Below are 21,261 nucleotides of genomic sequence, written 5' to 3'. Positions count from 1 at the left end.
AGGGAACAGCGCGCGGGCGCCATGGAGTACGAAAGCTGGACTTTTTTGCGTCCTCTGCGAGACCCACGGGGGCGCATTCTTGCAGATCGCCGAGCGCGTCCCACGTAAATCCACCCATTCAACAGTTGAGGAGACGACATTATGCGCAAGCTCCCAATCGCCACCGCCGCTTTCGCCCTGGCCGTTGGCTCTGCCGCTCCCGCCCTGGCCGATCCGCCCCCGCCGTCTGACGCCATGCCGCTGTCGCAGATTCTCGAGACCCTGGAACAGGAATCCGGCTTCAGCCACTTCAAGGACATCGAGTGGGATGACGGCGTGTGGGAAATCGAATACCGAACCGATGAAGATCGCGAGGTGCGTGTCGACGTCGATCCGGTGAGCGGTGAATCCCGCTAAACTGCAAGGGTTGCAGCCTTCGCCGCCACTCAAGCGGCGAAGGTGACCCTTCCGCGCATACAGAGCCCGCCATCAGGGCCCGCCACCCAAAGGTCAGCTCCCTCGTCATTAGGCTGACCGCCCACTGATATGGCCTCACCGCAGAAAACGGGGCGCAGCGCGCGAAAGCCAAAAGTCGCCAAACGGCGCTGTGGCGCTTCGCGCCGTGCCAGATCCACCATTAAGGTCGCCAGCAGGGGCCCGTGCACGATCAGGCCGGGATAGCCCTCGGTGCCGGTCACATAGGGCTGGTCGTAGTGGATGCGATGACCGTTGAAGGTCAGCGCCGAATAGCGGAACAGCAGCACGGGATCCGGCTGCAAGCTGCGGTGCCAGGCCCCCTCGGGCGCCGGTTCGCCCGGCCCACGCGCCGGCACTTGGCCCTCTGCTTGGACCGCTGCCGGAGCCTCGCGATAGACGATATCGTGTTCTTCCTCCAAAGCCGGTCCTTCCGGTCCCTCCAGCACATGGCGCAGGGTGACGAACACCAGCGGCCCGGTACGGCCCTGTTTCTCTTCGATGGCAGCAATCGTCGAGTGGCGCTGCACCACGCTGTCGAGGCGCAGCGGCGCCCGCCAAGTCAGGCGGCTGCCGGCCCACATCCGCCGCGGCAGGTCCACCGGGGGCAGGAAGCCGCCCTTCTCGGCGTGCCCGTCAACTCCCAGGCGCGACAGCGCGGCATAGTCCCAAAAGTAAGCCCAGTGCCAGAGCTCCGGCAGCGCCTGGCCCGGCGCGCAGGGCGGGTCGCGGCTTTCCAGCGTGACGCGCAGGGCCTCGGCACGCGCCACCTCCAGGCGCTCGTTGCGCGTCTCACTCCGCCCGATCCAGTCCGTGATTTCCTGCACGCACGCCTCCGCCGCTTCAGTCCGGCGCCGGCGCGTTCGCCTTGCGCGCGCGGGCCGGCAATGGAACCCTTGTGGTGATAGCCGGAGTGTAACCCATGGCAGCGCTGCGCCAACGCAAACATCTCGAGGTGCTGACCTCACTGCTCGATCCCGGTGGCAAGAGCGCCCTGGACGTTGGCTGCGGCGACGGCAGCCTCTTGCGCGCACTCTTGCGCCGCGGGCTGCGCGAAGGCATCGGCCTGGAAGCGGCATTGCCCCAACTCGAACGCGCCCTGGCCGGCGCGCCGCAGCCAGGCTTGCAGTTCATGGCCGGCCGTGGCGAGGCCCTGGCCTTTCCGACCGCGCGCTTCGATCTGGTAATCTACTTCAATTCCCTGCATCACCTGCCTCTCGATGCCATGGCGCAGGCCCTTCTGGAGGCGCGTCGCGTGCTGCGGCCGGACGGCCTGCTCTATGTGGCCGAACCGCTGGCCGAAGGGCCGCAATTCACCCTGGCTCAACCGATCGACGACGAGACCGAGGTGCGGCGAGTCGCCTATGCACGGCTTCGCGACGCTGTGGGAGCAAGCTTCGAAGAAGTCTGCGAGCTAGGCTACGACGCGCCGGTGCGCTACAGCGGCTTCGCCGACTTTCGCGAGAAGATGGAAGCCGTCGATCCCGGTCGGCAGCGGCTGTTTCAGGAACGGGAGGAAAGTATGCGCGCAGCCTTTGAGGCTCTGGGCGAACGCGACGAGACGGGCTACCGCTTTAGCCAGCCCATGCGCGTCAACCTGCTGCGACCGCTTGCGTGACGTCATGAGCCTGCACTACGCCTCTCCCCTGCATCACCCGGACGATCCGGGCGGCCTGATCGGCGAAGCCTTCGCCATGGGCGCGGACTTCCCTGGCCCGGCAGAAGACCTCTTTCTGGCCTGGAGTCTGCGCCTTCCGATCGGATGCGATAGCGCGGCAGCGGCCGCACGCCTGCTGCAGCGCTACGCTCCCACTGACGGTGAAACCCCCGGCGATGCCTGCGGCCGCCCCATCGATGCCTGCGGCCGCTTGGCCGAACTGCTGCGCCAGGCTGCCCAAGGCGAAGCACTTTCCTATGGCCGCCGACCTGCGAGACGGGGGCGACGCGGGCGACAGGCGAGCAGAGTTACGCGGGATTCTGATTAAGGGTCTCGAAACGAGCCAGATAGGCAGCTTTCGCCTCGCCGGGCGGCAGGGGCTGCAGGGGAAACTGCGTGCGATCCAGGCTGAGACCGCGCGGGCGCTTGAAGAGACGCCGGGCCTCCTGTTCGCCGAACCCTGCAAGTTGCGTCGCTTCCAGATAGGCCGCTGCGTGATCGCAGCGCTTGATCAGGCGCACGACCGTCGCCGGCAAGCGGGCCGGCAGGGAAAAGCGCAGGAGGATCGCGGAGAAAAGCCGTTGTTCCAGCGCCTTGTAATCCAGCCCGACAGCCGCCTTGAAGGGCGAGATCAAGTCCCCCACCACATACTCCGGCGCATCGTGCAGCAGCGCTGCCAGGCGCCAAGGCACCGGCAACCCGGGCGCAAGCCGCTCCGCCAATTCCTCCACCAGCAGGCAGTGCTGCGCCACGGAAAAGGCCCAGTCGCCCTCGGTCTGCCCGTTCCAGCGCGCCACCCGCGACAGGCCATGGGCGATGTCCTCGATCTCCACATCCAGGGGCGAGGGGTCGAGCAGATCGAGGCGACGCCCCGAAAGCATGCGTTGCCAGGCACGCGGCGCGGCTTCGGCCACAGGCAGGTCCTTTCAAAGCTGGTTGGTTGCCGGCAGGCGCCTCTGCCGCTCAAGCCGCCGTGCGCGGCGAAACCTCTTCCTCGATCCTTTTGCGCAGGTCGCGCTCTGCGACATCCAGTTCATAGCGCGCCTGCAAAGTCAGCCAGAACTCCGGTGTGGTGCCGAAGTAGCGCGCGAGACGCAAGGCCGTGTCAGTCGTAATCGCCCGGCGTCCGCGCACGATATCGCTGGCGCGCGAGCGCGGCACCTTGATCGCATTTGCCAGCTCATAGGCTGTGATCCGCATCGGGCCCAGAAAGTCATCGCGGAGAATCTCTCCGGGATGAACCGGCAGCAGGCGATCCCCCGTCGTAATGTCGGAGAGATCCACAACGCCCTTGTCCAAATCCTCACGCTTAATGCTCATTGCCCTCACCCTCAGTGGTAGTCAACGATCTCAACGTCCCAGGCGGCGTTCTCGCGCCAAGCAAAACAGACCCGCCACTGATCATTGACCCGGATGCTGAACTGGCCGTGCCGGTCGCCGCGCAACGCTTCCAGCCGATTACCCGGTGGCAAGCGCAGGTCATCCAGTACCTTGGCGGCATCGATCGCAAGCAGCTTGGCGCGTACTCGTTGCTGAATCTGCTGCGGAAAACCGCGAACGGCATAGCCGGCGAAGATCGCAGCTGTGCGCTTATCAGCGAAACTCCTGATCACGTCAAAAGCGTACTGGATAACGGGACGTCCTGTCAAACGCTACGCTGGCGCGCAGCGGCGCGACATGCCCGCAAACCCGCCCTGCGCTCGCATGGCTCGCCACCAAGCCGCCCATCTGTTAGAGGCAGGGGGAAACTATCATGGGTGAAGTGCGGCATGAGTCAGCAATCGCAGTTCGGGCCAAAGGACATTTCGCGCGGGATTCTCACGATCTGCGCCGGCGTGGCCTTCCTGGTGCTGAACGATGCGATCGCGAAGCTGCTCACCGAGCGCTACGATCCGGTCCAGATCATCTTCCTACGCAATCTGATCGGCATACCGATGATCGTGGCCGTGGCCGTGGCCTTGCGTGGCCGGCGGGTGCTGCGCACCCGGCACCTGAGGCTGCATGCCCTGCGCGGCACCCTGATGATGGCCGGGGCCTACCTCTACTTCACCAGTCTCAGCTTCCTGCCGCTGGCCGAAGCCACAGCGCTGATCTTCGCGGCGCCGATCTTCATCACCGCGCTCTCGGTACCGCTGCTCGGCGAGGCGGTGGGCTGGCGGCGCTGGAGCGCGGTGCTGCTGGGCTTCATCGGCGTGCTCATCATCGTCCAACCCGGCGGCGAGGCTTTCCAGGCCGCCTCGCTCCTGCCCGTGGCCGCTGCCTTCCTTTACGCCATCTTCATGATGAGCGCGCGTTGGCTCGGATCCGGCGAGAGCATGTGGACCATGATGCTCTACGTGGTGCTCTTCCCGATGATCTACTCGGCGCCCTTTGCGCTCCAGGTCTGGGAACCGGTGCACACGCCGGATCTCTGGTTCTTCCTGGCGATCGCCGTTTGCGGCAACCTCGGGATCACGCTGATCGGCCAGGCCTTCCGCAGCGCACCGGCGGCCGTGGTGGCGCCCTTCGACTACACAGCGCTCATCTGGGCCACGGGCCTCGGCTGGCTGATCTGGGGCGACATCCCGCAGTCCTGGACCATCGTCGGCGCGCTGGTGATCATGATCAGTGGCATCATCATCGTGCTGCGCGAGGCGGCGCGGGGTAAGCGATAGCGACCAGAAGGGGCAGGAGGGCCAAGCATGTCCCGCAGGATCTACAATCTTCCGCCCCTGACCACACTCAGCGTCTTCGAAGCGGCGGCGCGCCATCTCAGCTTCAAGAACGCCGCGGCCGAGCTCAACGTCACCCCAGCGGCGGTCAGTCATCAGATCAAGACCCTGGAAGACCACCTCGGCGCGCCCTTGTTTTTGCGCCGGCATCGCGGCGTGGACTTGACCGAGGAGGGCAGCCGGCTCTTTGCCACGCTGGCGGAGAGTTTCGTGCGCCTCTCCCACACCCTGCGGGAGATCCGCCAGCGCAGCGAGGATGCGCGGGTGACGATCGGAACCACCTCGGCCGTGGCCAGCCTTTGGACCACGAAGATCCTGGCTGATTTCTGGCGCGAGCATCCGGGGGTCACCGTCGACCAGCTGGTCTCGGACACGAGCTTCGGCGACGCGGGCGAGCTCGACATGTTCATCCGCTACGGCCCCGAGGCCAATCCGCTCTGGGACCAGCATCCGCTCTACCAGGACACCCTGGTGCCTCTGGCGAGCCCGGAGATGGCGCGAAGCCTACAGTCGCCCAGCCTGGAGGAGCTCGCCGCCCAGCGCCTGATCTACCTTGAGTCCCATGATCAGAGTTGGACGCGTTGGACTGACTGGTTTGAGGCGCTGAACTGCCGCCTGCCGCAGCAGCGCGCACTGCGGGTCAACAACTACATGATCGGGCTCTACGCCGCGTCGGATGGCCTCGGCCTGGTGCTCGGTTGGCGCCGGTTGGTGGACCCGATGATCCGGCGAGGAGAGCTGGTGGTGGTCAGCGACCACAGTGTGCCGGCACCCCAATGGTTCTACCTCGTCACCCGGCCGGATGAGAGCCTCTCCGATGCAGGCCGCACGCTTCGGGACTGGATCATCGCCACGCTGGGGGACGACGCGGGGGACGGCCCCGGCGAGGGATGATCACAGATCCAGCACCAGGCGCGGCGAGCGCGCCCGGGAGACGCAGGAGCACATAAAGGCGTTTGCCGCCTGATCATCGGGAGAGAGCACGCCGTCGCGGTGCTCCACCTCGCCCTCCAGCACATCGACGATGCAGGCGCCGCAGAGCCCTTCGCAGCAGGCGGACTCCACGTCCAAGCCGCTTCGACGCAAGGCGTCCAGCAAGCTTTCATCGCGCCCCACCTGCAGGACCCCGCCGCTGCGCGCCAGCTCGACTTCGAAGGTCAACGTGTCGTCGGCAGCAAAGTCGGCCGCTGCCGCAAAACGCTCGAAATGGATGGCGCCGCCGCGCAGAACCCGCCCGGCCTCGAAGACCGCCTGCAGCAGGCCCTCCGGCCCACAGACATAGACGTCGCTGCCCGCCGGCAGCCGCTGCAGCAAGGCAGCGATATCGATGCGCCCCTGTTCCGCACTGCAATGCAGGTGATAGCGCTCATCCAAACCCAGCCCGCAGAAGGCGGGATCGAAAGCGGCCTCCTCCTGCCGGCGCGCCAGGTAGTGAACCTGGAATTCGGCCCGGGCCATCAGCAACGAACGGGCCATGGGCAGGATCGGCGTGGCGCCGATGCCCGCGGCCAGCAGCGTGATGTGGCGATCGATCTCGCCAAGGCTGAAATGATTTCGAGGCTCGCCGATCTCGACCAGGGCTCCCGGCGCAAGCGCATGCACGGCCCGGGAGCCGCCGCGCCCCTCGGCTTCGCGCTTGACTGCAATGTTGAACCAGCGCCCTGCGGGGTCCCAGTCCCAAACCGAGTATTGCCGCACCAAGCCCTCCGGCAGGGCGAGGTCGATATGAGCCCCCGCGGCCAGGCCGCTCAGCGGTTGGGCGAGCATCTCGAAGCGAAATGACGTGATTTCGGCGGTGAGGGGCGTTCTTGCGCGCAATCGCGCTGGCTGTGCCGGCATGACTCCCTCCTGATGCCTTGTGCGACCGTTCCCCTCATCGACCAAGGGGCGGGTGGCCTTCAAGCCGGATAAATCTCACCTTGGGGTCAACTCAGTTCATCTGGTGAAGAGTGCAGCGCAGCAATCCGTGTGCAGCGGTGCAGCGCTCAGATGAGCTCGACTTACCTGTCCGATAATTTTTCTGCCGTTGAGCCGCAATCGTAAGCACAGCAGGCTCACGACATCATCTTGCGTCGAGGGAGAAGACCGATGGACGCACATGCCCTCACCCAACATGCCCTGACGGCCGTCCCGCTCCACGGTCTTGCCACGGGTCGCGGCCTGCCCAACGAGCACTACATCGACAACGGGCTGTTCGCCGAGGAACGCCATGGCCTCTTCTTCGCCCAGTGGGCAGGCCTCGCCTTCGGGAAGGACGTTCCGCAGCCTGGCGACGCTCGGCCGGTTGATTTCCTCGGCGTGCCATTGCTCCTCCTGCGCGATCGGGACGGCGAGATCCGGGTGTTCCAGAACACCTGTCGCCACCGGGGCATGCTCCTGGTCACCGAGCCCACCCGGATCCGCGGCGCCATCCGCTGCCCCTATCACAGCTGGTGCTACGGCATGGACGGCAGCCTGCGCTCCACCCCGAACGTGGGCGGCCCCGGGCAGAACGGCCACCCGGCGCTCAACCCGAGCGATCTGGGCTTGATCCCCATCCGCAGCCACGTCTGGCGCGATATCGTCTTCGTCAATCTAAACGGCACCGCACCCGCCTTCGAGGAAGCCCACGCGCCGCTGCTGCAGCGCTGGCAAGAGTTCGAGCAGCCGCTGCACTTCGGCGGCCCCGGCTCCTCCTTCGAACTCGAGGTGCAGTGCAACTGGAAACTGGCGGTCGAGAACTACTGCGAAAGCTACCATCTCCCCTGGGTCCACCCTGAGCTCAACAGCTACTCCCGGCTGGAGGACCACTACAACATCGAGGGTGAGGGCGGCTTCGCCGGCCAGGGGTCGCTGGTCTACCGCCAGCTGCAGGACGAGGACGGTGCCGTGCTGCCGGACTTCGCCGAACTGGGCGAGCGCTGGAACGAGGCGGCCGAATACATCGCGCTCTACCCCAACGTCCTGCTGGGCGTGCAGCGCGACCATGCCTTTGCCGTGCTGCTCGAACCGCGTTCTTGCGAGCGGACGAGCGAGCAGATCGTGCTCTACTACGCCCAGGATCCCGCCACGACCCCGGAACTGGACGCACTGCGCGCAGAAAATGCGCGCCGCTGGCGTCGCGTCTTTGAAGAAGACATCTTCGTGGTCGAGGGCATGCAGAAAGGTCGCCACGGGCCACACTTCGACGGCGGACGCTTCTCGCCGGTGATGGACGGGCCCACCCAGCACTTCCATCAGTGGGTCGCCCGGCAGTTTGCGGCGCCGCCGGGCGCACTGAGGGCGGCCACCTGAACCCTGGCACCAGAAGTATCGAGACGGCGGGCCGAAAGCCTCGGCCCGGTTAGAACGCGCGGAGCAACATCAGCCATGGCCTTTCCCGAACAGGCAGAGTTCGTCATCATCGGCGCCGGCATTCACGGCCTCTCCACCGCTTGGCGCCTGGCCGAAGGACTGCGCGAGCGGGGCGAAGCCGTGGAGGGGCGCATCGTCGTGCTGGACAAGTCCGGTATTGCCAGCGGTGCGTCCGGTATTGCCTGTGGCGTCGTGCGCAACAACTACTTCCAGCCGGCGATGCGCCGGCTCATGGCCCATTCGGTGAGCGTGTGGGAAAGCGATCCCGAAGCCTTCAGCTACCATCCCGTGGGCTACATGCAGATCTCTCATGAGGCCATGCGCGCTGACATAGGCGAGATCTTCGCCCAGCAACAGGCGATCGGCTACGAGAGCGTTTTCATCGAAGGCGCGGAAGACAGCACGCGCTACATGCGCGGTTTCTTCGACGACTGGCAGGCACAGAACATCACCTCGGTGCTTCACGAAAAGCGCGGCGGCTACGCCAACAACACCAAGGCGATCTATGGCCTGGCCGCGAAGGCCGAAGCCCTGGGGGTGCGCATCATCACCGGCACCGAGGTGCTCGGCCTGGTGAGCGACCCCGGCTCGGCAGCAATCCGGGCGGTCGAGACCCAGCGCGGAACCCTGCGCTGCGAGCAGCTTGTGATCGGCGCCGGCCCTTGGGTGCGCGACTTCTGGGACATGCTGGACCAGCCAAGTCGGATCGCCATGCGGCACAAGCCGGGCGCCGCGCCCCGAGAGGTCGATATGTGGCGCTATTGGCAGCTGGAAGAGGGCGTGCTGCAGGTCGAACCGGGCCTGCTGCTGACCAATGATGGCGCCATGCCGCCGGTGATCCACGTGGACAGCGATGCGCCGCTTTACTCGGACGTCGACGGCTCCCTGATCACCGAGGAGGCCTGGGGCATATACTACAAGCCCGACTGGCACTTCGGCGGGGTCCAGGGCGGGGCGGCGCCCTACCCCATCGATGCGCCGGCCGAGGCGGTGGCGGTGGATCCTTACGGCCCGGAAAGCCCCGACTTCGTGTCAGGCCCGGACTTCGCCCACATGTGGGTCTCGGCGCTGGCACACTGCCACAAGCGCTTCCAGGGCACGCTCCCGAAATACGCCCGCGACCCCTCCGGCGGTATCGGCTGCTTCACCCCGGATTCCTTTCCAGTCTTCGACCGCTTCCGGGAAAATGTCTGGCTGATCGCCGACAGCAATCACGGCTACAAGATGCTCGGCGTCGGCTGGCTGGTGGCGGATGAAATCCTGGGCGCGCGGCAGGATCTGCTGGCGCCCTTCCGCTTCGCACGCTTCGAGCAGGGCGACCTGCACCCGACCTCGAACAGCCCCTTCCCCTGGAGCTAACCCGAGCCCGACCCTGCTCGGATCCGACGGTCAGCGCAGGAAGTGCAGATCCCGGAAGCCCTGGCGCCAGGCGGAGACCTCCGGCGTCACCCTGGTCGGGTCGCTTTCGGGGTCGAGCGCGCGGGCGATGAAACCGGCCAGTTCGGGCATGTGCTCCACGCCCATGCCCCAGCGCACGATCTCGGGCGTGCCGAACCGCAGCCCGTTCATGTCGCCCTCGACCGCCGGCAGCGGCAGCCCGATGCCGCAGGTGAGAATGTTGGCCTCGCGCAGCCGTTTCGCCGCCGCCTGCCCGCCGCCCCAGGTGGCAGCGTTCAACGCGAACTGCTGGGAGCGGGTGAATCCCCCTTGCGTGCGGAACAGGGGCAAGTTCGCGCTCGCCAGATTCTCCGCCAGCGCCGCAGCCGTCTTCACCATGGCGGCGGCATAGGCCTCACCCTTGGCTTTCCAGTCGAGCAGGGTCATGGCCAGGGCCGCGGTTTTGCCCGCATCGAAGTTCGCGGTCAGCCCGGGGAAGGCGATAGCCTCCAGCCGCTGCGCCAATTCTGGCTCGTTGGTCACGATCAGTCCGCCCGGCGGCCCGCCCAGGCTCTTGTAGGTGCTCATGGTCATGGCATGCGCCCCCTCCTCCAGGGGCTGCTGCCAGGCGTGCCCGGCAATGAGCCCGGACATATGCGCCGCGTCATAGAGCAGCCAGGCGCCGACCTCGTCCGCCAGCGCGCGAATCTCTGCCACGGGATGCGGCAGCAAATTGAGACTGCCGCCGATGGTGATGAGCTTCGGCCGCAATTCGAGCACCTGCCGGCGCAACGCTTCCAGGTCGACGCTGTAGGCCTCGGCATCCACACGGGCCGAATGGATATCCAGGCCATAGAGACCGGCGGCCCCCGCACGATGGTGCGTCACATGCCCGCCGATGGCCGCGTCGGGCACGATGACGGAATCGCCCGGCTGGCAGGTGGCCATGAAGACGTAGAGATTGGCCAGCGCGCCCGAACCCACGCGCAACTCCACATAGCGGGCGCCGAAGACCTCGGCGGCCAGTTCGGCCGCGATCAACTCGATGCGCTCGATCGCCTCCAGGCCCATCTCGTACTTGTCGCCGGGATAGCCCAGGGACGGACGACTGCCGAGACCGGCGCCCAACAGCGCCTCGGCCCTGGGGTTCATCACGTTGGTGGCGGGGTTGAGATTGACGCAGTCCTGCTCATGGATGCGCCGGTTCTCATCGGCCAGTCGCTCGATTTCGCCGGCACAGGCTTCCACATCGGCTGCCGCGGTGCGCCCTGCCCACTCCCGGGCCAGCGCCTCACAGGCCTCAGGCAGCCAGGGTCGCGACGCCAGTGCCGGTTGGGTCATGTTGTCCCTCCCCCTTCAATGGTCTTCTACAGATTCACTCGTTATCCGCCTGCAGCGCAGAAATGACCGCTTGGGTGACGTCGCCGGTGGTGGCCTTGCCGCCCAGGTCGGGGGTGAAGGGGCCGCCGGCGGCCGTCACCCGCTCGATGGCGCGCATCAGCCGCGCGGCGGCCCCCGCTTCGCCCAGGTGCTCCAGCAGGAGCGCGCCGGTCCAGAAGCTGCCCAGGGGGTTGGCGATGCCCTTGCCCATGATGTCGAAGGCCGAGCCGTGGATCGGTTCGAACATGGAGGGGAAGCGCCGCTCCGGGTCGAGATTGGCAGTGGGGCCGATGCCGAGGCTGCCGGAGAGTGCCGAGGCGAGATCGCTGAGGATATCGGCGTGCAGGTTGGTCGCCACCACCACGTCGATGCTCTCGGGCTTGAGCACGAAAGTGGTGGTCATGGCGTCCACCAACTCGAAGCGAACCTCGACTCCCGGGTAGTCCCGTCCCACCTCGCGGGCGATCTCATCCCAAAGCACCATGCCGTGACGCTGCGCGTTTGATTTGGTCACGACGGTCAGGTGCTTGCACCGGGTCATCGCCAGGTCGAAGGCGTAGCGCATGATCCGCTCCACGCCGCGGCGGGTGAAGATGGAGACTTCGGTCGCCACCTCCTCCGGCAGGCCGCGATGGCTGCGCCCGCCCTGCCCGGCATATTCGCCCTCGCTGTTCTCGCGCACGATGACGCAGTCGAGGTGACCCCGACGCAAGGGCCCCTCGATGCCGGGCAGCAGGCGGGCGGGGCGGACGTTGGCGTACTGGTCGAAGGACTGGCAGATGTTGAGGCGCAGGCCCCAGAGCGTCACGTGGTCGGGGATATCAGTGTCGCCCACGGCACCGAAATAGATGGCGTCGAAGGGGCGCAGCGTCTCCAGGCCGTCTTCGGGCATCATCCGCCCCGTGGCGCGGTAGAGATCGGAGCCCCAGTCGAAGGTTTCGCTTTCGAAGGTGAAACCACCCTCGCGCGCCGCCACCGCCTGCAAAACCTCGATTCCCGCCGGAATCACCTCCTTGCCGATACCGTCGCCGGGGATCACGGCGATGCGATAGTGCGTCATGCCTGTTCCTTCTGTTCGCCCGCTGAAACTGCTCACCCTCGGAGCAAGTCCACCTCGCCATTATCGCAAAGCCTGTCCGCCAACTCCTCCGTGGAGGCCACGACGAAATCCCATGCGCCATCGGCAGCAAGGTCCGTGGTCTGGTTCGGGCCATGTTCTGTGGGCCGCGGAACAAAGGCTGTTTGCATCCCCAGCGCTTGCGCCTGAGCGAGATCGTCGTTGTGGGCAGCCACCATCATGACCTCCTGCGGTGCCAGCCGCAGCAGCGCCATGGCTGTGAGATAGACCTCAGGATCCGGCTTGTAGTGACGCGCCAGTTCCGCGCCCAGGATGCAGTCCCAGGGCAGCTTGGCGTGGCGTTTCAGATTGGCCATAAGTGCCACATTTCCGTTCGACAGCGGCGCCAGCAGAAAGCGCTCATGCAGACGGGCCAGACCGCCGGACACATCTGGCCAGGGGTCCAGGCGATGCCAGCCGCGCACCAGCCCCTCGATCTCCTCCTCCTCGAGACGCTGCTCGAGTCCAAACTTCGGCAGCAGGGCAAGCAGAGACTCCCGGTGCAGATCATCCAGCACGGTCCAGGCGCGCCGACCGCTGCGCACCTCGTCCATGGAGGGGGCATAACGGCCGCGCCAGGCATCCGCCAACCCAGGCCAGTCGACCTGATCCAGCCCACGAGCTTCGCCAAAGGCTCTGAGCTGCCGGATAAGGCTGCCGCGCCAATCCACCAGGGTGCCGAACACGTCGAACAGCAGCGCCTTCGGCTTCGAGTATCCCTGTTTCACAGCCTCGCCCCCTCTTCCTGTTCTCCGGCGAAGCCTAACGCCATCCCTCGGGAACTGCAGCAGCGCTCTGCACGGGCTCTGCCCCGACGGCTCAGGCGCGCAGGCGTTCCAGGCTCCAGGAGCCGCCCTCGTTCCGGAAGAGCAGCGGCACGGCGTTGGCGCGGTCAACCTCCGTCAGGGGAAGTCGCAACAGCGCCGCCGTCGCGCGCAGCACCCCGCCATGGGCAACGATCAGCACCGTTTCCTCCGCAAGATGGCGCTGCAAGGCCTTTGCGCAGCGTGCAACGAAAGCCGCAATCGGCTCCGCCCCTTCCGGGTCGCCACTCCACAGCAGGCCCCGCCCGCTGGTGCCTTCGATGGGGCCGAAGCTGCGTTCGCGCAGACCGCGATCATAGGCCCCCACCCGCTGATCCAGGGCCGCGGCAACAATCCGGGCGGTCTCCGCGGCGCGGGACAGATCGCTGGCGATGATACGCTTCGGGCGAAGGGCCGAGGCACACAGTTCTCCGGCGGCAGCCCGGGCCTGGGCTCGCCCCACCTCGTCAAGCGGCACGTTCTTGTGCCCCTGGATGATGCCCCGGTGATTGGCGCTGGTGCGCCCATGGCGCAGAAAGAGAAACCTCGTGGCACGCGGACGGAAGTTCTCCCCCAGGCGGGCGCCGGCTTCAATGACCCGATCGTTCGCAATGGCGTCTGCGTCCTGCAGAACTGTCACACCAGTCTTCCTTTCGTCCATTGAAGCGGAGCGCCAGCTCAGCGCCGATGCGCTTGGCCAGCGCAGGGTTGATGCCACGCGGCAGCCGTTCCGGCAACGAGCGGTCTTGACCTGTCTTTTGTTCCAATTACTAATGCCAGCCATTCCGCTTGACGGAACAACCGCAGCAGCAGCATCGTTCTGCGGCAGCGATCTAGGGGGAGCGCGCCTGACACCATGGTGACCCAGGCATCGGAAGAGACCTCGACGGTCAAGACCATCGATCGGGCAGCCTCGATTCTGCGCTGCCTGGGCGAGGGCGCGCCGGCTGGTTGCCGATTGTCCGACGTTGCCACCTGCAGCGGCTTGGGCAAGGCCACCGTGCATCGCCTGCTCACCGCACTGGTGGAAGTCGGCTTCGCGGACCGTTGCGACGAAAGCAAGCGCTATCGCCTGGGCTACGGCCTCTATGCGCTTGGCGGTGCGGCGCGCCGCTTCCAGATCACTGAATTGGCGCGCCCGGCCCTGCTGCGGCTGGCGGCCGAGACCGAGGACACGGTCTTCCTGTCCATTCGCGACGGCGACGAAGCCCTTTGCATTGACCGCTGCACCGGCGCCTTCCCCATCCGCACCCTGACGCTGACGGTGGGCGACCGTCGCCCGCTGGGTGTTGGCGCGGGCAGCCTGGCACTGCTGGCCTTTCAGCCGGATGCTGAGATCGAACGCGTCCTCACCAGCAATGAGGCAAGCCGCGCTGCCTATTCCGGATTCGAGGCAGCGGCGCTGCGCGCCATGATCGAACAAAGCCGCAAAAGCGGCCACGCGCTCAACGACGGGCGCATCGTCAGCGCCATGGCCGCGGTGGCCGTTCCCGTGTTCGGCTCCGAAGGTCAGGTCGAGGCCGCGCTGTCCATAGCCGCCATCCGTGAACGCATGACCCCGACGCGCATCGTCGACCTCGTCCGGCGCCTGACACGGGAAGCCGAGAGCCTGGGCGACCTGCTGCAATCCCGCGAACTATCCGAAAGGAGCGATAAGGCATGACCCCTGCCCCCGCTGCGCCGCAACGGCACAGCAACCTGGACCGGCCGCACCTGCTGCGCCTCTACGAACTGATGCTGCGGATCAGGGCCTTTGAGGAGTTGGCCGTCGAGGCCCAGAAGGAAGGCTATGTTCTGGGCGCCATCCATCCCTCCATCGGCCAGGAGGCCGTGGCGGCCGGAGTCTGCGCCCAGTTGCGCCGGGACGACCTGATGCTGTCCACCCACCGCGGGCACGGGCACACGCTCGCCAAAGGCGCCGACGCACTGGCCATGATGCGCGAGCTCTTCGGGCGCGAGGGCGGCACCTGCGGCGGCAAGGGCGGCTCCATGCACATCGCCGACTTCGAGGTCGGTATGTTGGGCGCCAATGGCGTGGTTTCAGCCAACATTCCCATCGCTGCCGGCGCCGCCCATGCCATCAAGCTGCGCGGGGAAGACCGCATTGTCGCCTGCCTGTTCGGCGACGGCGCAATCAACCGCGGCCCCTTCCTGGAGGGGCTGAACTGGGCCAAGGTCTTCGAGCTGCCGGTGCTCTTTGTCTGCGAGGACAACGGCTTTGCTGCGACCACCCGCACCAGCAGCATGACCGCAGGTCCGGGCGCCGCTGCACGTGCGGAAGCCCTGGACATTCCGGCGGAAACCCTGGACGGCAACGATCTGCTGGCACTGGAGAGCGCCACCCGCGACGCCATCGCCGCCATCCGCGCCGGTGGCGGGCCGCGGCTGCTGCATTGCCGCACCTACCGCATGACCGGTCACACCGCCGTCGACCCCGCAGCCTATCGCCCCGCGGAAGAGGTGGCACAGTGGCGCGATGCCGATCCGATCGCGCGCGTTGCCGCCCTGCTGCAGGACGGTGGCAGTGGCAGCGATGAACTGGATGCGATCGCTGCAAAAGTGCGCCAGGACATGGAAGAGATCTGCCAGAGCGCGAAGGATAGCCCTTGGCCTGCAGAGGCCAGGGCCTTCGAAGACGTACAGGATATGGGCGACCCGCGGGAGAGGGCATACTGATGGCCGCAATCACTTATCTCGAAGCCGGCAGGCGTGCCCTGGCCGAAGAAATGCGGCGCGACCCATCGGTCTGGGCCGTGGGCGAGGATCTGGGCCGCGGCGGGGTCTTCGGCCAGTACAAGAGCCTGGCCGACGAGTTCGGCCCGGCACGTATCTCCGACGCCCCGATCTCGGAAGCGTGCATCATGGGCGCGTCTGTCGGCGCCGCCATGAGCGGCACCCGGCCGGTGGTGGAGATGCGCTTTTCTGACTTTGCGCTTTGTGCCGTGGACGAACTGGTCAACCAGGCGGCCAAGGCTCGTTATATGTTTGGCGGCCAGACCAAGGTACCCTTGGTGGTGCGTCAACCCATGGGCATGTGGCGCTCTTCCGCCGCCCAGCACTCGCAGTCGCTGGAAGCCTGGTATGTGCACATCCCCGGTCTGGTGGTGGTCGCCCCCGCGACGCCGGCGGACAACCTGGGTCTGCTGAAATCCGCCATCCGCTGCGACGACCCCGTGGTCTATCTCGAACACAAGAACCTCTGGACACTGGAAGGCGAGGTGCCCGAAGACGAGCATCTGACGCCGCTCGGTGTGGCCGAGACGGTGCGCGAGGGCCGCGACGTGACACTGGTCACCTGGTCGGCGCAGCGCTGGGCCTGCCTGGAGGCGGCCGAGACGCTGTCTGCCGAAGGCATCGAGGCCGAGGTAATCGACCTGCGCACGCTCTGGCCCTGGGATCGCGACCGGGTTCTGGCCTCAGTCGAGAAGACCGGCCGCCTGTTGGTGGTTCAGGAAGCGGTTTCCGTCGCCGGATTCGGCGCGGAGATTGCGGCGAGCGTAGCCGAGGCGCTACACAAGCGCCTGGCGGCACCCGTGAAGCGTCTGGGCGCACCGCGCGTGCCGGTGTCCTATGCGCCACCGCTGGAGGCCCGGGTTCGGGTCACGGCGGAGGCTATCGTTGCGGCAGCCCGGGAGCAGATTACCCCGGCGGCCGCGTGAACCGGACGGAGCGCAACAAAGCGCTCCATCCGAACTTCGAGGGAGGAATAGGAAAACAATGCTGCGTTTTAAACATCTGGCGGCTGCAGCCGTCGTCGCTGTGGCCGGCCTGCAGGCCGGGCCCCTGATGGCCCAGGATTACAAGGACGAGTACCGCATCTCCACCGTGGTGCCCGCCCCCTTCCCCTGGGGCATTGCCGCCGAGACCTGGGCCGAGCTCGTGGAAGAGCGCACCGAGGGCCGCATCAAGATGCAGGTCTATCCCGGCGCACAGCTCGTGCAGGGCGATCAGACTCGCGAGTTCACCGCACTGCGCCGTGGCATCATTGACATGGCAGTCGGCTCCACCATCAACTGGTCGCCGCAAATCGTGGAGATGAACATCTTCTCCATGCCCTTCCTGATGCCGGACTACGACGCCTTGGACGCCCTGACCGGGGGTCCGGTGGGCGAGCGCATCTTTGAGCTTGTCCAGGAAAACGGCGTAGTGCCGCTGGGTTGGGCCGAGAATGGTTTCCGCGAACTCACGAACTCTCAGCACGAGGTTCGCAAGCCTGAGGATCTCGAAGGCCTGAAGATGCGTGTGGTCGGCTCGCCGATCTACAACGACATGTTCACCGCGCTCGGCGCCAACCCGACGCAGATGAGCTGGGCCGATGCGCAGCCTGCACTCACCACTGGGGCTGTTGACGGCCAGGAAAACCCCATGAGCATGTATGATGTGCTGAACATGCATGAGCTGGGGCAGAGTTACGTCACCCTCTGGCACTATGTTGCCGACCCGCTGATCTTCGCCGTGAACCAGGACGTCTGGGACTCCTTCAACGAGGAAGATCAGGCGATCGTACGCCAGGCTGCGGTTGACGCCGGCGCACACGGTATTGACGTGGCCCGCAAGGGCCTGGTGGGCGACGACCAAAGCCTGATCGATGATATCCGCGAAAAAGGCGTGACCATCGTCGAGCTGACCGAGGAAGAGCGTGAGGCCTTCGTCGAGGCCACCCGTCCGGTCTACGAGGAGTGGCGTGAGCGCATCGGCGCCGACCTCGTCGAGATGGCCGAAGAGTCCGTCGCCAATCGGTAAGTAACGAAAGCGAACCCCACCGCCGGCGCCGGCGGTGGGGTTGTTTCTGTGGCCAAAGCGAGCTGCCTCATGAGCGACCAGATTCCCCCTGAAACGGAACCGCAGCCAGCCGACCCGGCCGCGCACACGCGTATCCCGATCAAGATCGAGGAGGGCTTGGGCGCCGCGGCCATGGCCGCGATCTGCCTGATTTCCTTCGGCAATGTGGTGGTACGCTATGCCACCAACGTCTCTTTTGCCTTCACCGAAGAGTTTTCGGTCTTCCTGCTGGTATTCATGACCTTCGTCGGCTCGTCTGCCGCCTTCGCGACCGGCCAGCATATTCGCATATCCTTCTTCCTGAAGCGCCTGACCGCGCCGATCCAGTGGGTTTGCGAGGTCATCACGCTGCTGGCCACCACCGGCCTCTTCTCCCTCATTCTCTACTACAGCGCCCAGGTGACCTGGGACGAGTGGTACTGGGGCGAGACTTCGCCGGGCCTGGGATATCCCACCTGGATCTACACCGTGTGGCTTCCGGTTCTGACCCTCGCAATTCTGCTGCGCCTCTTTGGCCGCGCCTGGGCCTGGCTGCGCGCGGGACCGCAGCGCTATCAGCCGGAAGCGGACTAACACCATGTTCGAAGCCAATCTCGCCCTGCTGCTGGTCTTTGCGGCCCTGATGCTGATCGGCACCCCCATTGCGGTGGCTCTGGGGGTTGGCGGCGCCGTCGGCATTCTCCTTGGTCTCGATGTTTTCGCCCTGGGGACCTTGGGCACCAACACCTACAACGGCATCGCCAAGTATCCGCTGATCGCCATCCCGCTGTTCATCCTGACCGGCATGATCTTCGAGCGCTCGGGCGTGGCCGGGCGGCTGGTCGGCTTCGCCCAGGCCTGCATCGGGCCGCGCCGCGGCGGCCTGGCCCTGGTGGCGATCCTGGTCTGCCTCATCATGGGCGGCATGTCGGGCTCCGGACCGGCTGACGCCGCCGCCGTCGCCACGGTGATGATTCCCTCCATGCTGCGCGCGGGCTATCCCAAGCCCTTCTCCGCCAGCGTCATCGCCGCTTCGGCCTCCACCGCCATCGTCATTCCACCTTCCATCGCGCTGATCGTTTATGCGGTGATGGTGCCGGGCACCGACCTGCGCGCGCTCTTCGCAGCCGGCGTCATCCCGGGCCTGCTGGTCGGGCTGGCCGTTGCCATCCCCACCGTAATGCTCAGCCGACGCAACAACTTCGGCGAAGCGGAAGTGGCTGAGCGGCCGCCCTTCTGGCCCAGCCTCTGGGACGCCCTGCCCGGCCTGATGGCCCCGGTCATCATCCTCGGTGGCCTGCGCAGCGGCCTCTTCACGCCGACGGAAACCGCCGTGGTCGCCGTCTTCTACGGCCTGCTGGTAGGAACGGTGCTTTACCGCACCATGGGCTGGCGGGACATCTACCGGGTGCTGGTGGAAAGCGCGAAGATTTCCGCGGTCTTGATGCTGATCGTCTCGCTGGCCGGAATTTTCGCCTGGGCCGGCTCCACCATGGGCGCCTTCCGCTTGGCGGCCGAGGCGCTGCTCACCGTCAGCGACAGCCAGTGGATCATCCTGCTGCTGGTCATGGGTCTGCTGTTGCTGGCCGGCATGGTGCTGGACGGCGTGTCCATCTATCTGATCACCCTGCCGCTGCTGATACCCATCGTCACCGCCTTCGAGTGGTCCTTTGTCTGGTTCGGCATTCTCATGGCCATGAACATCGCCATCGGGCAGTTCACGCCGCCCGTTGCGGTCAATCTCATGGTCACGGCCAAAGTGGCCTCGGTGCCCATAGAGAGCACCTTCCGCTGGGTCGGCTGGATCCTGCTGTCGATGATCACGGCCCTGGGTCTGATCATTGCCTTCCCCGAGATCGCGCTCTGGCTGCCGCGCGTCCTCGGCTACCGCATCACCTGATACTGAAGTTGGAGTGAACTTTTCATGACTGACGGCGTCGCTGCGCGCGATAACGAGATGACTGGGGGCGAGGTTCTCGCCCGCATGCTGCAGGCTCACGGCGTGGGCCCCATGTTCGGCATGGGCGGTTTTCAACTGCTGCCCTTCTACGATGCCGCCCGGCGACTCGGCCTGGCCCACTCGCTGATCAACGACGAGCGCTGCGGCGTCTTCATGGCCGACGCCTATGCCAAGGTTAGCGGCCGGGTGGGTGTCTGCGACGCGACGCTGGGCCCGGGTGCCACCAACCTGGTCACCGGCCTGGTGGAAGCACTGAATGCCGGTAGCCCTCTGGTGGTGATCATCGGCGACAGCCACCGCGCGCACTCCTGGAAGAACATGACCCAGGAATCGCGCCAGACCGAGATCCTGCGCCCGGCCTGCAAGGAACTCATCCGGGTCGAGCAGATCGAGCGCCTGCCCGAACTGGTGCGCCGCGCCTTCCAGGTTGCCACCAGCGGCCGGCCGGGCCCGGTGGTCATCGACCTGCCGGAAGACGTTTGCCACGATACCCACCCCTTCGAGGGCGAGGAGCTGAGCGCCGACGCCCGCTGGCAGTCGGCCCCGGCGCTGCGAGCCCGCCCTGATGCCGAGGACCTTGCCAAGGCGGCCGCGCTGCTGATCGAAGCCAAGCGCCCGCTGATCCTGGCCGGCGGTGGTGTCCACCTCTCCCAGGCCGCCGAGAGCCTCCAGGCCTTCGCCGAGGCTGCCGGCATCCCGGTCGCCCACACCATGAGTGGCAAGGGTGCAGTGGCTTGCAGCAGCCCGGTCAGCGCCGGCCTCTTCGGCCGCTATGATCGAATCGCCAACAAGCTGATCGAAGAAAGCGACTGCCTCCTGGTCGTCGGCTGCAAGCTGGGCGAAATCGCCACCAAGCGCTACACCGTGCCGCCGCCGGGCAAGACCCTGATCCACCTCGAGGTCTGGGCCGAGGAGATCGGCCGCTGCTACGCGCCGACGGTCCCGCTCTGGGGCGATGCCAAGGCCGGAATCGAGGCCCTGGCCCAGGCGATTGGCGGCCGTGGCCGTGAGGCCCGCGAACCCTGGCTCACCCAGGTGGTGGAGCAGATGGCCGCCTGGCGCGAAAAGGTGCGCGAGAAGCTGGAAAGCACCGAAACGCCGGTTTCCATGGGCCGTCTGCTGGGCGAGCTCAACAAGGTTCTGCCCGCCGATGCGCTGCTGGTTGCCGATGGCGGCTTCGCAGCCCACTGGGGCGGTCTCCTGTATGACAGCAAGCAGCCCGGCCGCGGCTTCGTGCCCGACCGTGGCTTTGCATCCATCGGTTACGGCCTGCCAGGCGCCATGGGCTGCAAGCTGGCAGCACCCGAGCGTCCGGTGGTGGCGCTGACCGGCGACGGCGGCTTCAACATGGTGCTGGGCGAGCTGGAAACCGCCCGTCGCCTGGGCCTCGCGGTCACCATCATCGTCGTCAACAACGCGGCCTCAGGCTATGTGAAGGCACTGCAGCATCTGATGTACGGCGAGGGCGCCTATCAGTCGAGCGACCTGGCGGAAACCGACTACGCCAAGGTGGCCGAAGCACTGGGCTGCAAGGGCATCCGCGTGGAGGATCCGGAAGCGCTGCAGGACGCCCTGAAGACGGCGCTTGCGGAGAAGGGTCGGCCCACCATTCTCGACGTGGTCGTCACCCGCGACCCGGCCAAGATGCTGCCGGGCGTCGACAACCGCGCCGCCAAGGTGCGCAAGGGCGACCGGGTCGCCTGATCGTC

23 protein-coding genes are annotated in these 21,261 nt (G+C 66.4%); 14 read left to right on the top strand and 9 right to left on the bottom strand.

Annotated features, from left to right (window positions below; translation table 11 throughout):
• The first annotated feature begins 141 nt into the window (after positions 1 to 141).
• On the top strand, positions 142 to 396 hold the full coding sequence (locus tag P2G67_RS06585) for a PepSY domain-containing protein (protein ID WP_275821258.1): 255 nt from the start codon (positions 142 to 144) through the stop codon (positions 394 to 396).
• A 29-nt stretch (positions 397 to 425) separates the two neighbouring features.
• Here P2G67_RS06585 and P2G67_RS06580 read toward each other — a convergent pair whose 3' ends face one another.
• A complete protein-coding gene (locus P2G67_RS06580) occupies positions 426 to 1,280 on the bottom strand; it encodes an HTD2 family dehydratase (RefSeq protein ID WP_275821256.1) in 855 nt (284 codons plus the stop codon).
• 95 nt (positions 1,281 to 1,375) lie between these two features.
• On the opposite strand from P2G67_RS06580, the gene P2G67_RS06575 reads away from it, so the two are divergent.
• Both P2G67_RS06575 and P2G67_RS06570 read left to right on the top strand, forming a co-directional pair.
• Positions 1,376 to 2,071 carry a class I SAM-dependent methyltransferase gene (locus P2G67_RS06575; RefSeq protein WP_275821254.1) on the top strand — a complete coding sequence of 232 codons (696 nt, stop codon included), beginning with the start codon at positions 1,376 to 1,378 and terminating at the stop codon, positions 2,069 to 2,071.
• 4 nt (positions 2,072 to 2,075) lie between these two features.
• Positions 2,076 to 2,438, top strand: a complete 363-nt coding sequence (locus P2G67_RS06570; protein WP_275821251.1) for a hypothetical protein — start codon at positions 2,076 to 2,078, stop codon at positions 2,436 to 2,438.
• On the opposite strand, the gene P2G67_RS06565 is transcribed toward P2G67_RS06570, so the two are convergent.
• The 3 genes from P2G67_RS06565 to P2G67_RS06555 are packed head-to-tail and all read right to left on the bottom strand — an operon-like array spanning position 2,419 to position 3,723.
• Positions 2,419 to 3,024 (bottom strand): HD domain-containing protein, encoded by a 606-nt coding sequence (locus P2G67_RS06565; protein ID WP_322099650.1) that lies wholly within the window; start codon positions 3,022 to 3,024, stop codon positions 2,419 to 2,421. The two genes, P2G67_RS06570 and P2G67_RS06565, sit on opposite strands and share 20 nt — an antisense overlap.
• A gap of 49 nt (positions 3,025 to 3,073) precedes the next feature.
• Positions 3,074 to 3,430, bottom strand: coding sequence for a HigA family addiction module antitoxin (locus P2G67_RS06560; protein WP_275821249.1), 357 nt, complete (start codon positions 3,428 to 3,430; stop codon positions 3,074 to 3,076).
• Between the two features lie 11 nt (positions 3,431 to 3,441).
• Positions 3,442 to 3,723, bottom strand: a complete 282-nt coding sequence (locus P2G67_RS06555) for a type II toxin-antitoxin system RelE/ParE family toxin (protein ID WP_275821247.1) — start codon at positions 3,721 to 3,723, stop codon at positions 3,442 to 3,444.
• 156 nt (positions 3,724 to 3,879) lie between these two features.
• On the opposite strand from P2G67_RS06555, the gene P2G67_RS06550 reads away from it, so the two are divergent.
• Positions 3,880 to 4,764 (top strand): DMT family transporter, encoded by an 885-nt coding sequence (locus P2G67_RS06550; RefSeq protein WP_275821245.1) that lies wholly within the window; start codon positions 3,880 to 3,882, stop codon positions 4,762 to 4,764.
• A gap of 27 nt (positions 4,765 to 4,791) precedes the next feature.
• Positions 4,792 to 5,715, top strand: coding sequence for a LysR substrate-binding domain-containing protein (locus tag P2G67_RS06545; protein ID WP_275821243.1), 924 nt, complete (start codon positions 4,792 to 4,794; stop codon positions 5,713 to 5,715).
• On the opposite strand, the gene P2G67_RS06540 is transcribed toward P2G67_RS06545, so the two are convergent.
• Complete coding sequence (locus P2G67_RS06540; protein ID WP_275821241.1) at positions 5,716 to 6,660, bottom strand: PDR/VanB family oxidoreductase; 945 nt, start codon at positions 6,658 to 6,660, stop codon at positions 5,716 to 5,718. It abuts the gene before it with no gap.
• 249 nt (positions 6,661 to 6,909) lie between these two features.
• On the opposite strand from P2G67_RS06540, the gene P2G67_RS06535 reads away from it, so the two are divergent.
• Positions 6,910 to 8,094: an aromatic ring-hydroxylating oxygenase subunit alpha gene (locus tag P2G67_RS06535; RefSeq protein ID WP_275821239.1), complete on the top strand. Its 1,185-nt coding sequence runs from the start codon at positions 6,910 to 6,912 to the stop codon at positions 8,092 to 8,094.
• Positions 8,095 to 8,169: 75 nt separating this feature from the next.
• Positions 8,170 to 9,513 carry an NAD(P)/FAD-dependent oxidoreductase gene (locus P2G67_RS06530; protein ID WP_275821237.1) on the top strand — a complete coding sequence of 448 codons (1,344 nt, stop codon included), beginning with the start codon at positions 8,170 to 8,172 and terminating at the stop codon, positions 9,511 to 9,513.
• Between the two features lie 30 nt (positions 9,514 to 9,543).
• On the opposite strand, the gene glyA is transcribed toward P2G67_RS06530, so the two are convergent.
• The 4 genes from glyA to P2G67_RS06510 form a co-directional block, all read right to left on the bottom strand.
• The gene (glyA, locus tag P2G67_RS06525) at positions 9,544 to 10,872 is read right to left on the bottom strand and encodes a serine hydroxymethyltransferase (RefSeq protein ID WP_275821235.1); all 1,329 of its coding nucleotides are present in this window, start codon (positions 10,870 to 10,872) and stop codon (positions 9,544 to 9,546) included.
• Positions 10,873 to 10,906: 34 nt separating this feature from the next.
• Complete coding sequence (locus P2G67_RS06520; protein WP_275821233.1) at positions 10,907 to 11,971, bottom strand: tartrate dehydrogenase; 1,065 nt, start codon at positions 11,969 to 11,971, stop codon at positions 10,907 to 10,909.
• A gap of 32 nt (positions 11,972 to 12,003) precedes the next feature.
• A complete protein-coding gene (locus P2G67_RS06515; RefSeq protein WP_275821231.1) occupies positions 12,004 to 12,756 on the bottom strand; it encodes a haloacid dehalogenase type II in 753 nt (250 codons plus the stop codon).
• A gap of 91 nt (positions 12,757 to 12,847) precedes the next feature.
• Complete coding sequence (locus P2G67_RS06510; protein ID WP_275821229.1) at positions 12,848 to 13,471, bottom strand: histidine phosphatase family protein; 624 nt, start codon at positions 13,469 to 13,471, stop codon at positions 12,848 to 12,850.
• Between the two features lie 216 nt (positions 13,472 to 13,687).
• Between P2G67_RS06510 and P2G67_RS06505 the strand changes: the two genes are divergently transcribed.
• From P2G67_RS06505 to P2G67_RS06475, 7 genes are all read left to right on the top strand, one after another.
• Entirely contained in the window at positions 13,688 to 14,494 is an 807-nt protein-coding gene (locus tag P2G67_RS06505) for an IclR family transcriptional regulator (RefSeq protein ID WP_275821227.1), read from the top strand.
• Positions 14,491 to 15,507 (top strand): thiamine pyrophosphate-dependent dehydrogenase E1 component subunit alpha, encoded by a 1,017-nt coding sequence (locus P2G67_RS06500; protein ID WP_275821226.1) that lies wholly within the window; start codon positions 14,491 to 14,493, stop codon positions 15,505 to 15,507. Before P2G67_RS06505 ends, P2G67_RS06500 begins: the two co-directional genes overlap by 4 nt.
• The gene (locus P2G67_RS06495; protein ID WP_275821224.1) at positions 15,507 to 16,490 is read left to right on the top strand and encodes an alpha-ketoacid dehydrogenase subunit beta; all 984 of its coding nucleotides are present in this window, start codon (positions 15,507 to 15,509) and stop codon (positions 16,488 to 16,490) included. Before P2G67_RS06500 ends, P2G67_RS06495 begins: the two co-directional genes overlap by 1 nt.
• A 58-nt stretch (positions 16,491 to 16,548) precedes the next feature.
• Entirely contained in the window at positions 16,549 to 17,574 is a 1,026-nt protein-coding gene (locus P2G67_RS06490; protein ID WP_275821223.1) for a DctP family TRAP transporter solute-binding subunit, read from the top strand.
• 69 nt (positions 17,575 to 17,643) lie between these two features.
• On the top strand, positions 17,644 to 18,186 hold the full coding sequence (locus tag P2G67_RS06485; RefSeq protein WP_275821221.1) for a TRAP transporter small permease: 543 nt from the start codon (positions 17,644 to 17,646) through the stop codon (positions 18,184 to 18,186).
• Positions 18,187 to 18,190: 4 nt separating this feature from the next.
• Positions 18,191 to 19,492, top strand: a complete 1,302-nt coding sequence (locus tag P2G67_RS06480) for a TRAP transporter large permease (RefSeq protein ID WP_275821220.1) — start codon at positions 18,191 to 18,193, stop codon at positions 19,490 to 19,492.
• Positions 19,493 to 19,516: 24 nt separating this feature from the next.
• Positions 19,517 to 21,256, top strand: a complete 1,740-nt coding sequence (locus P2G67_RS06475) for a thiamine pyrophosphate-binding protein (RefSeq protein ID WP_275821218.1) — start codon at positions 19,517 to 19,519, stop codon at positions 21,254 to 21,256.
• The last annotated feature ends 5 nt before the right edge of the window (positions 21,257 to 21,261 follow it).

This window comes from Aquibaculum arenosum, from assembly GCF_029222965.1.
Taxonomy (GTDB): Bacteria; Pseudomonadota; Alphaproteobacteria; order Kiloniellales; family DSM-21159; genus Aquibaculum; species Aquibaculum arenosum.
This window is presented reverse-complemented; position numbering and strand designations above follow the sequence as displayed.

What these genes read in the sequence shown, in the direction of transcription:
- P2G67_RS06585 (WP_275821258.1), top strand. Translation starts at nt 142, where the DNA reads ATGCGCAAGCTCCCAATCGCCACCGCCGCTTTCGCCCTGGCCGTTGGC.
- P2G67_RS06575 (WP_275821254.1), top strand. Translation starts at nt 1,376, where the DNA reads ATGGCAGCGCTGCGCCAACGCAAACATCTCGAGGTGCTGACCTCACTG.
- P2G67_RS06570 (WP_275821251.1), top strand. Translation starts at nt 2,076, where the DNA reads ATGAGCCTGCACTACGCCTCTCCCCTGCATCACCCGGACGATCCGGGC.
- P2G67_RS06560 (WP_275821249.1), bottom strand. Translation starts at nt 3,430, where the DNA reads ATGAGCATTAAGCGTGAGGATTTGGACAAGGGCGTTGTGGATCTCTCC.
- P2G67_RS06550 (WP_275821245.1), top strand. Translation starts at nt 3,880, where the DNA reads ATGAGTCAGCAATCGCAGTTCGGGCCAAAGGACATTTCGCGCGGGATT.
- P2G67_RS06545 (WP_275821243.1), top strand. Translation starts at nt 4,792, where the DNA reads ATGTCCCGCAGGATCTACAATCTTCCGCCCCTGACCACACTCAGCGTC.
- P2G67_RS06540 (WP_275821241.1), bottom strand. Translation starts at nt 6,660, where the DNA reads ATGCCGGCACAGCCAGCGCGATTGCGCGCAAGAACGCCCCTCACCGCC.
- P2G67_RS06535 (WP_275821239.1), top strand. Translation starts at nt 6,910, where the DNA reads ATGGACGCACATGCCCTCACCCAACATGCCCTGACGGCCGTCCCGCTC.
- P2G67_RS06530 (WP_275821237.1), top strand. Translation starts at nt 8,170, where the DNA reads ATGGCCTTTCCCGAACAGGCAGAGTTCGTCATCATCGGCGCCGGCATT.
- glyA (WP_275821235.1), bottom strand. Translation starts at nt 10,872, where the DNA reads ATGACCCAACCGGCACTGGCGTCGCGACCCTGGCTGCCTGAGGCCTGT.
- P2G67_RS06520 (WP_275821233.1), bottom strand. Translation starts at nt 11,971, where the DNA reads ATGACGCACTATCGCATCGCCGTGATCCCCGGCGACGGTATCGGCAAG.
- P2G67_RS06505 (WP_275821227.1), top strand. Translation starts at nt 13,688, where the DNA reads ATGGTGACCCAGGCATCGGAAGAGACCTCGACGGTCAAGACCATCGAT.
- P2G67_RS06500 (WP_275821226.1), top strand. Translation starts at nt 14,491, where the DNA reads ATGACCCCTGCCCCCGCTGCGCCGCAACGGCACAGCAACCTGGACCGG.
- P2G67_RS06495 (WP_275821224.1), top strand. Translation starts at nt 15,507, where the DNA reads ATGGCCGCAATCACTTATCTCGAAGCCGGCAGGCGTGCCCTGGCCGAA.
- P2G67_RS06490 (WP_275821223.1), top strand. Translation starts at nt 16,549, where the DNA reads ATGCTGCGTTTTAAACATCTGGCGGCTGCAGCCGTCGTCGCTGTGGCC.
- P2G67_RS06485 (WP_275821221.1), top strand. Translation starts at nt 17,644, where the DNA reads ATGAGCGACCAGATTCCCCCTGAAACGGAACCGCAGCCAGCCGACCCG.
- P2G67_RS06480 (WP_275821220.1), top strand. Translation starts at nt 18,191, where the DNA reads ATGTTCGAAGCCAATCTCGCCCTGCTGCTGGTCTTTGCGGCCCTGATG.
- P2G67_RS06475 (WP_275821218.1), top strand. Translation starts at nt 19,517, where the DNA reads ATGACTGACGGCGTCGCTGCGCGCGATAACGAGATGACTGGGGGCGAG.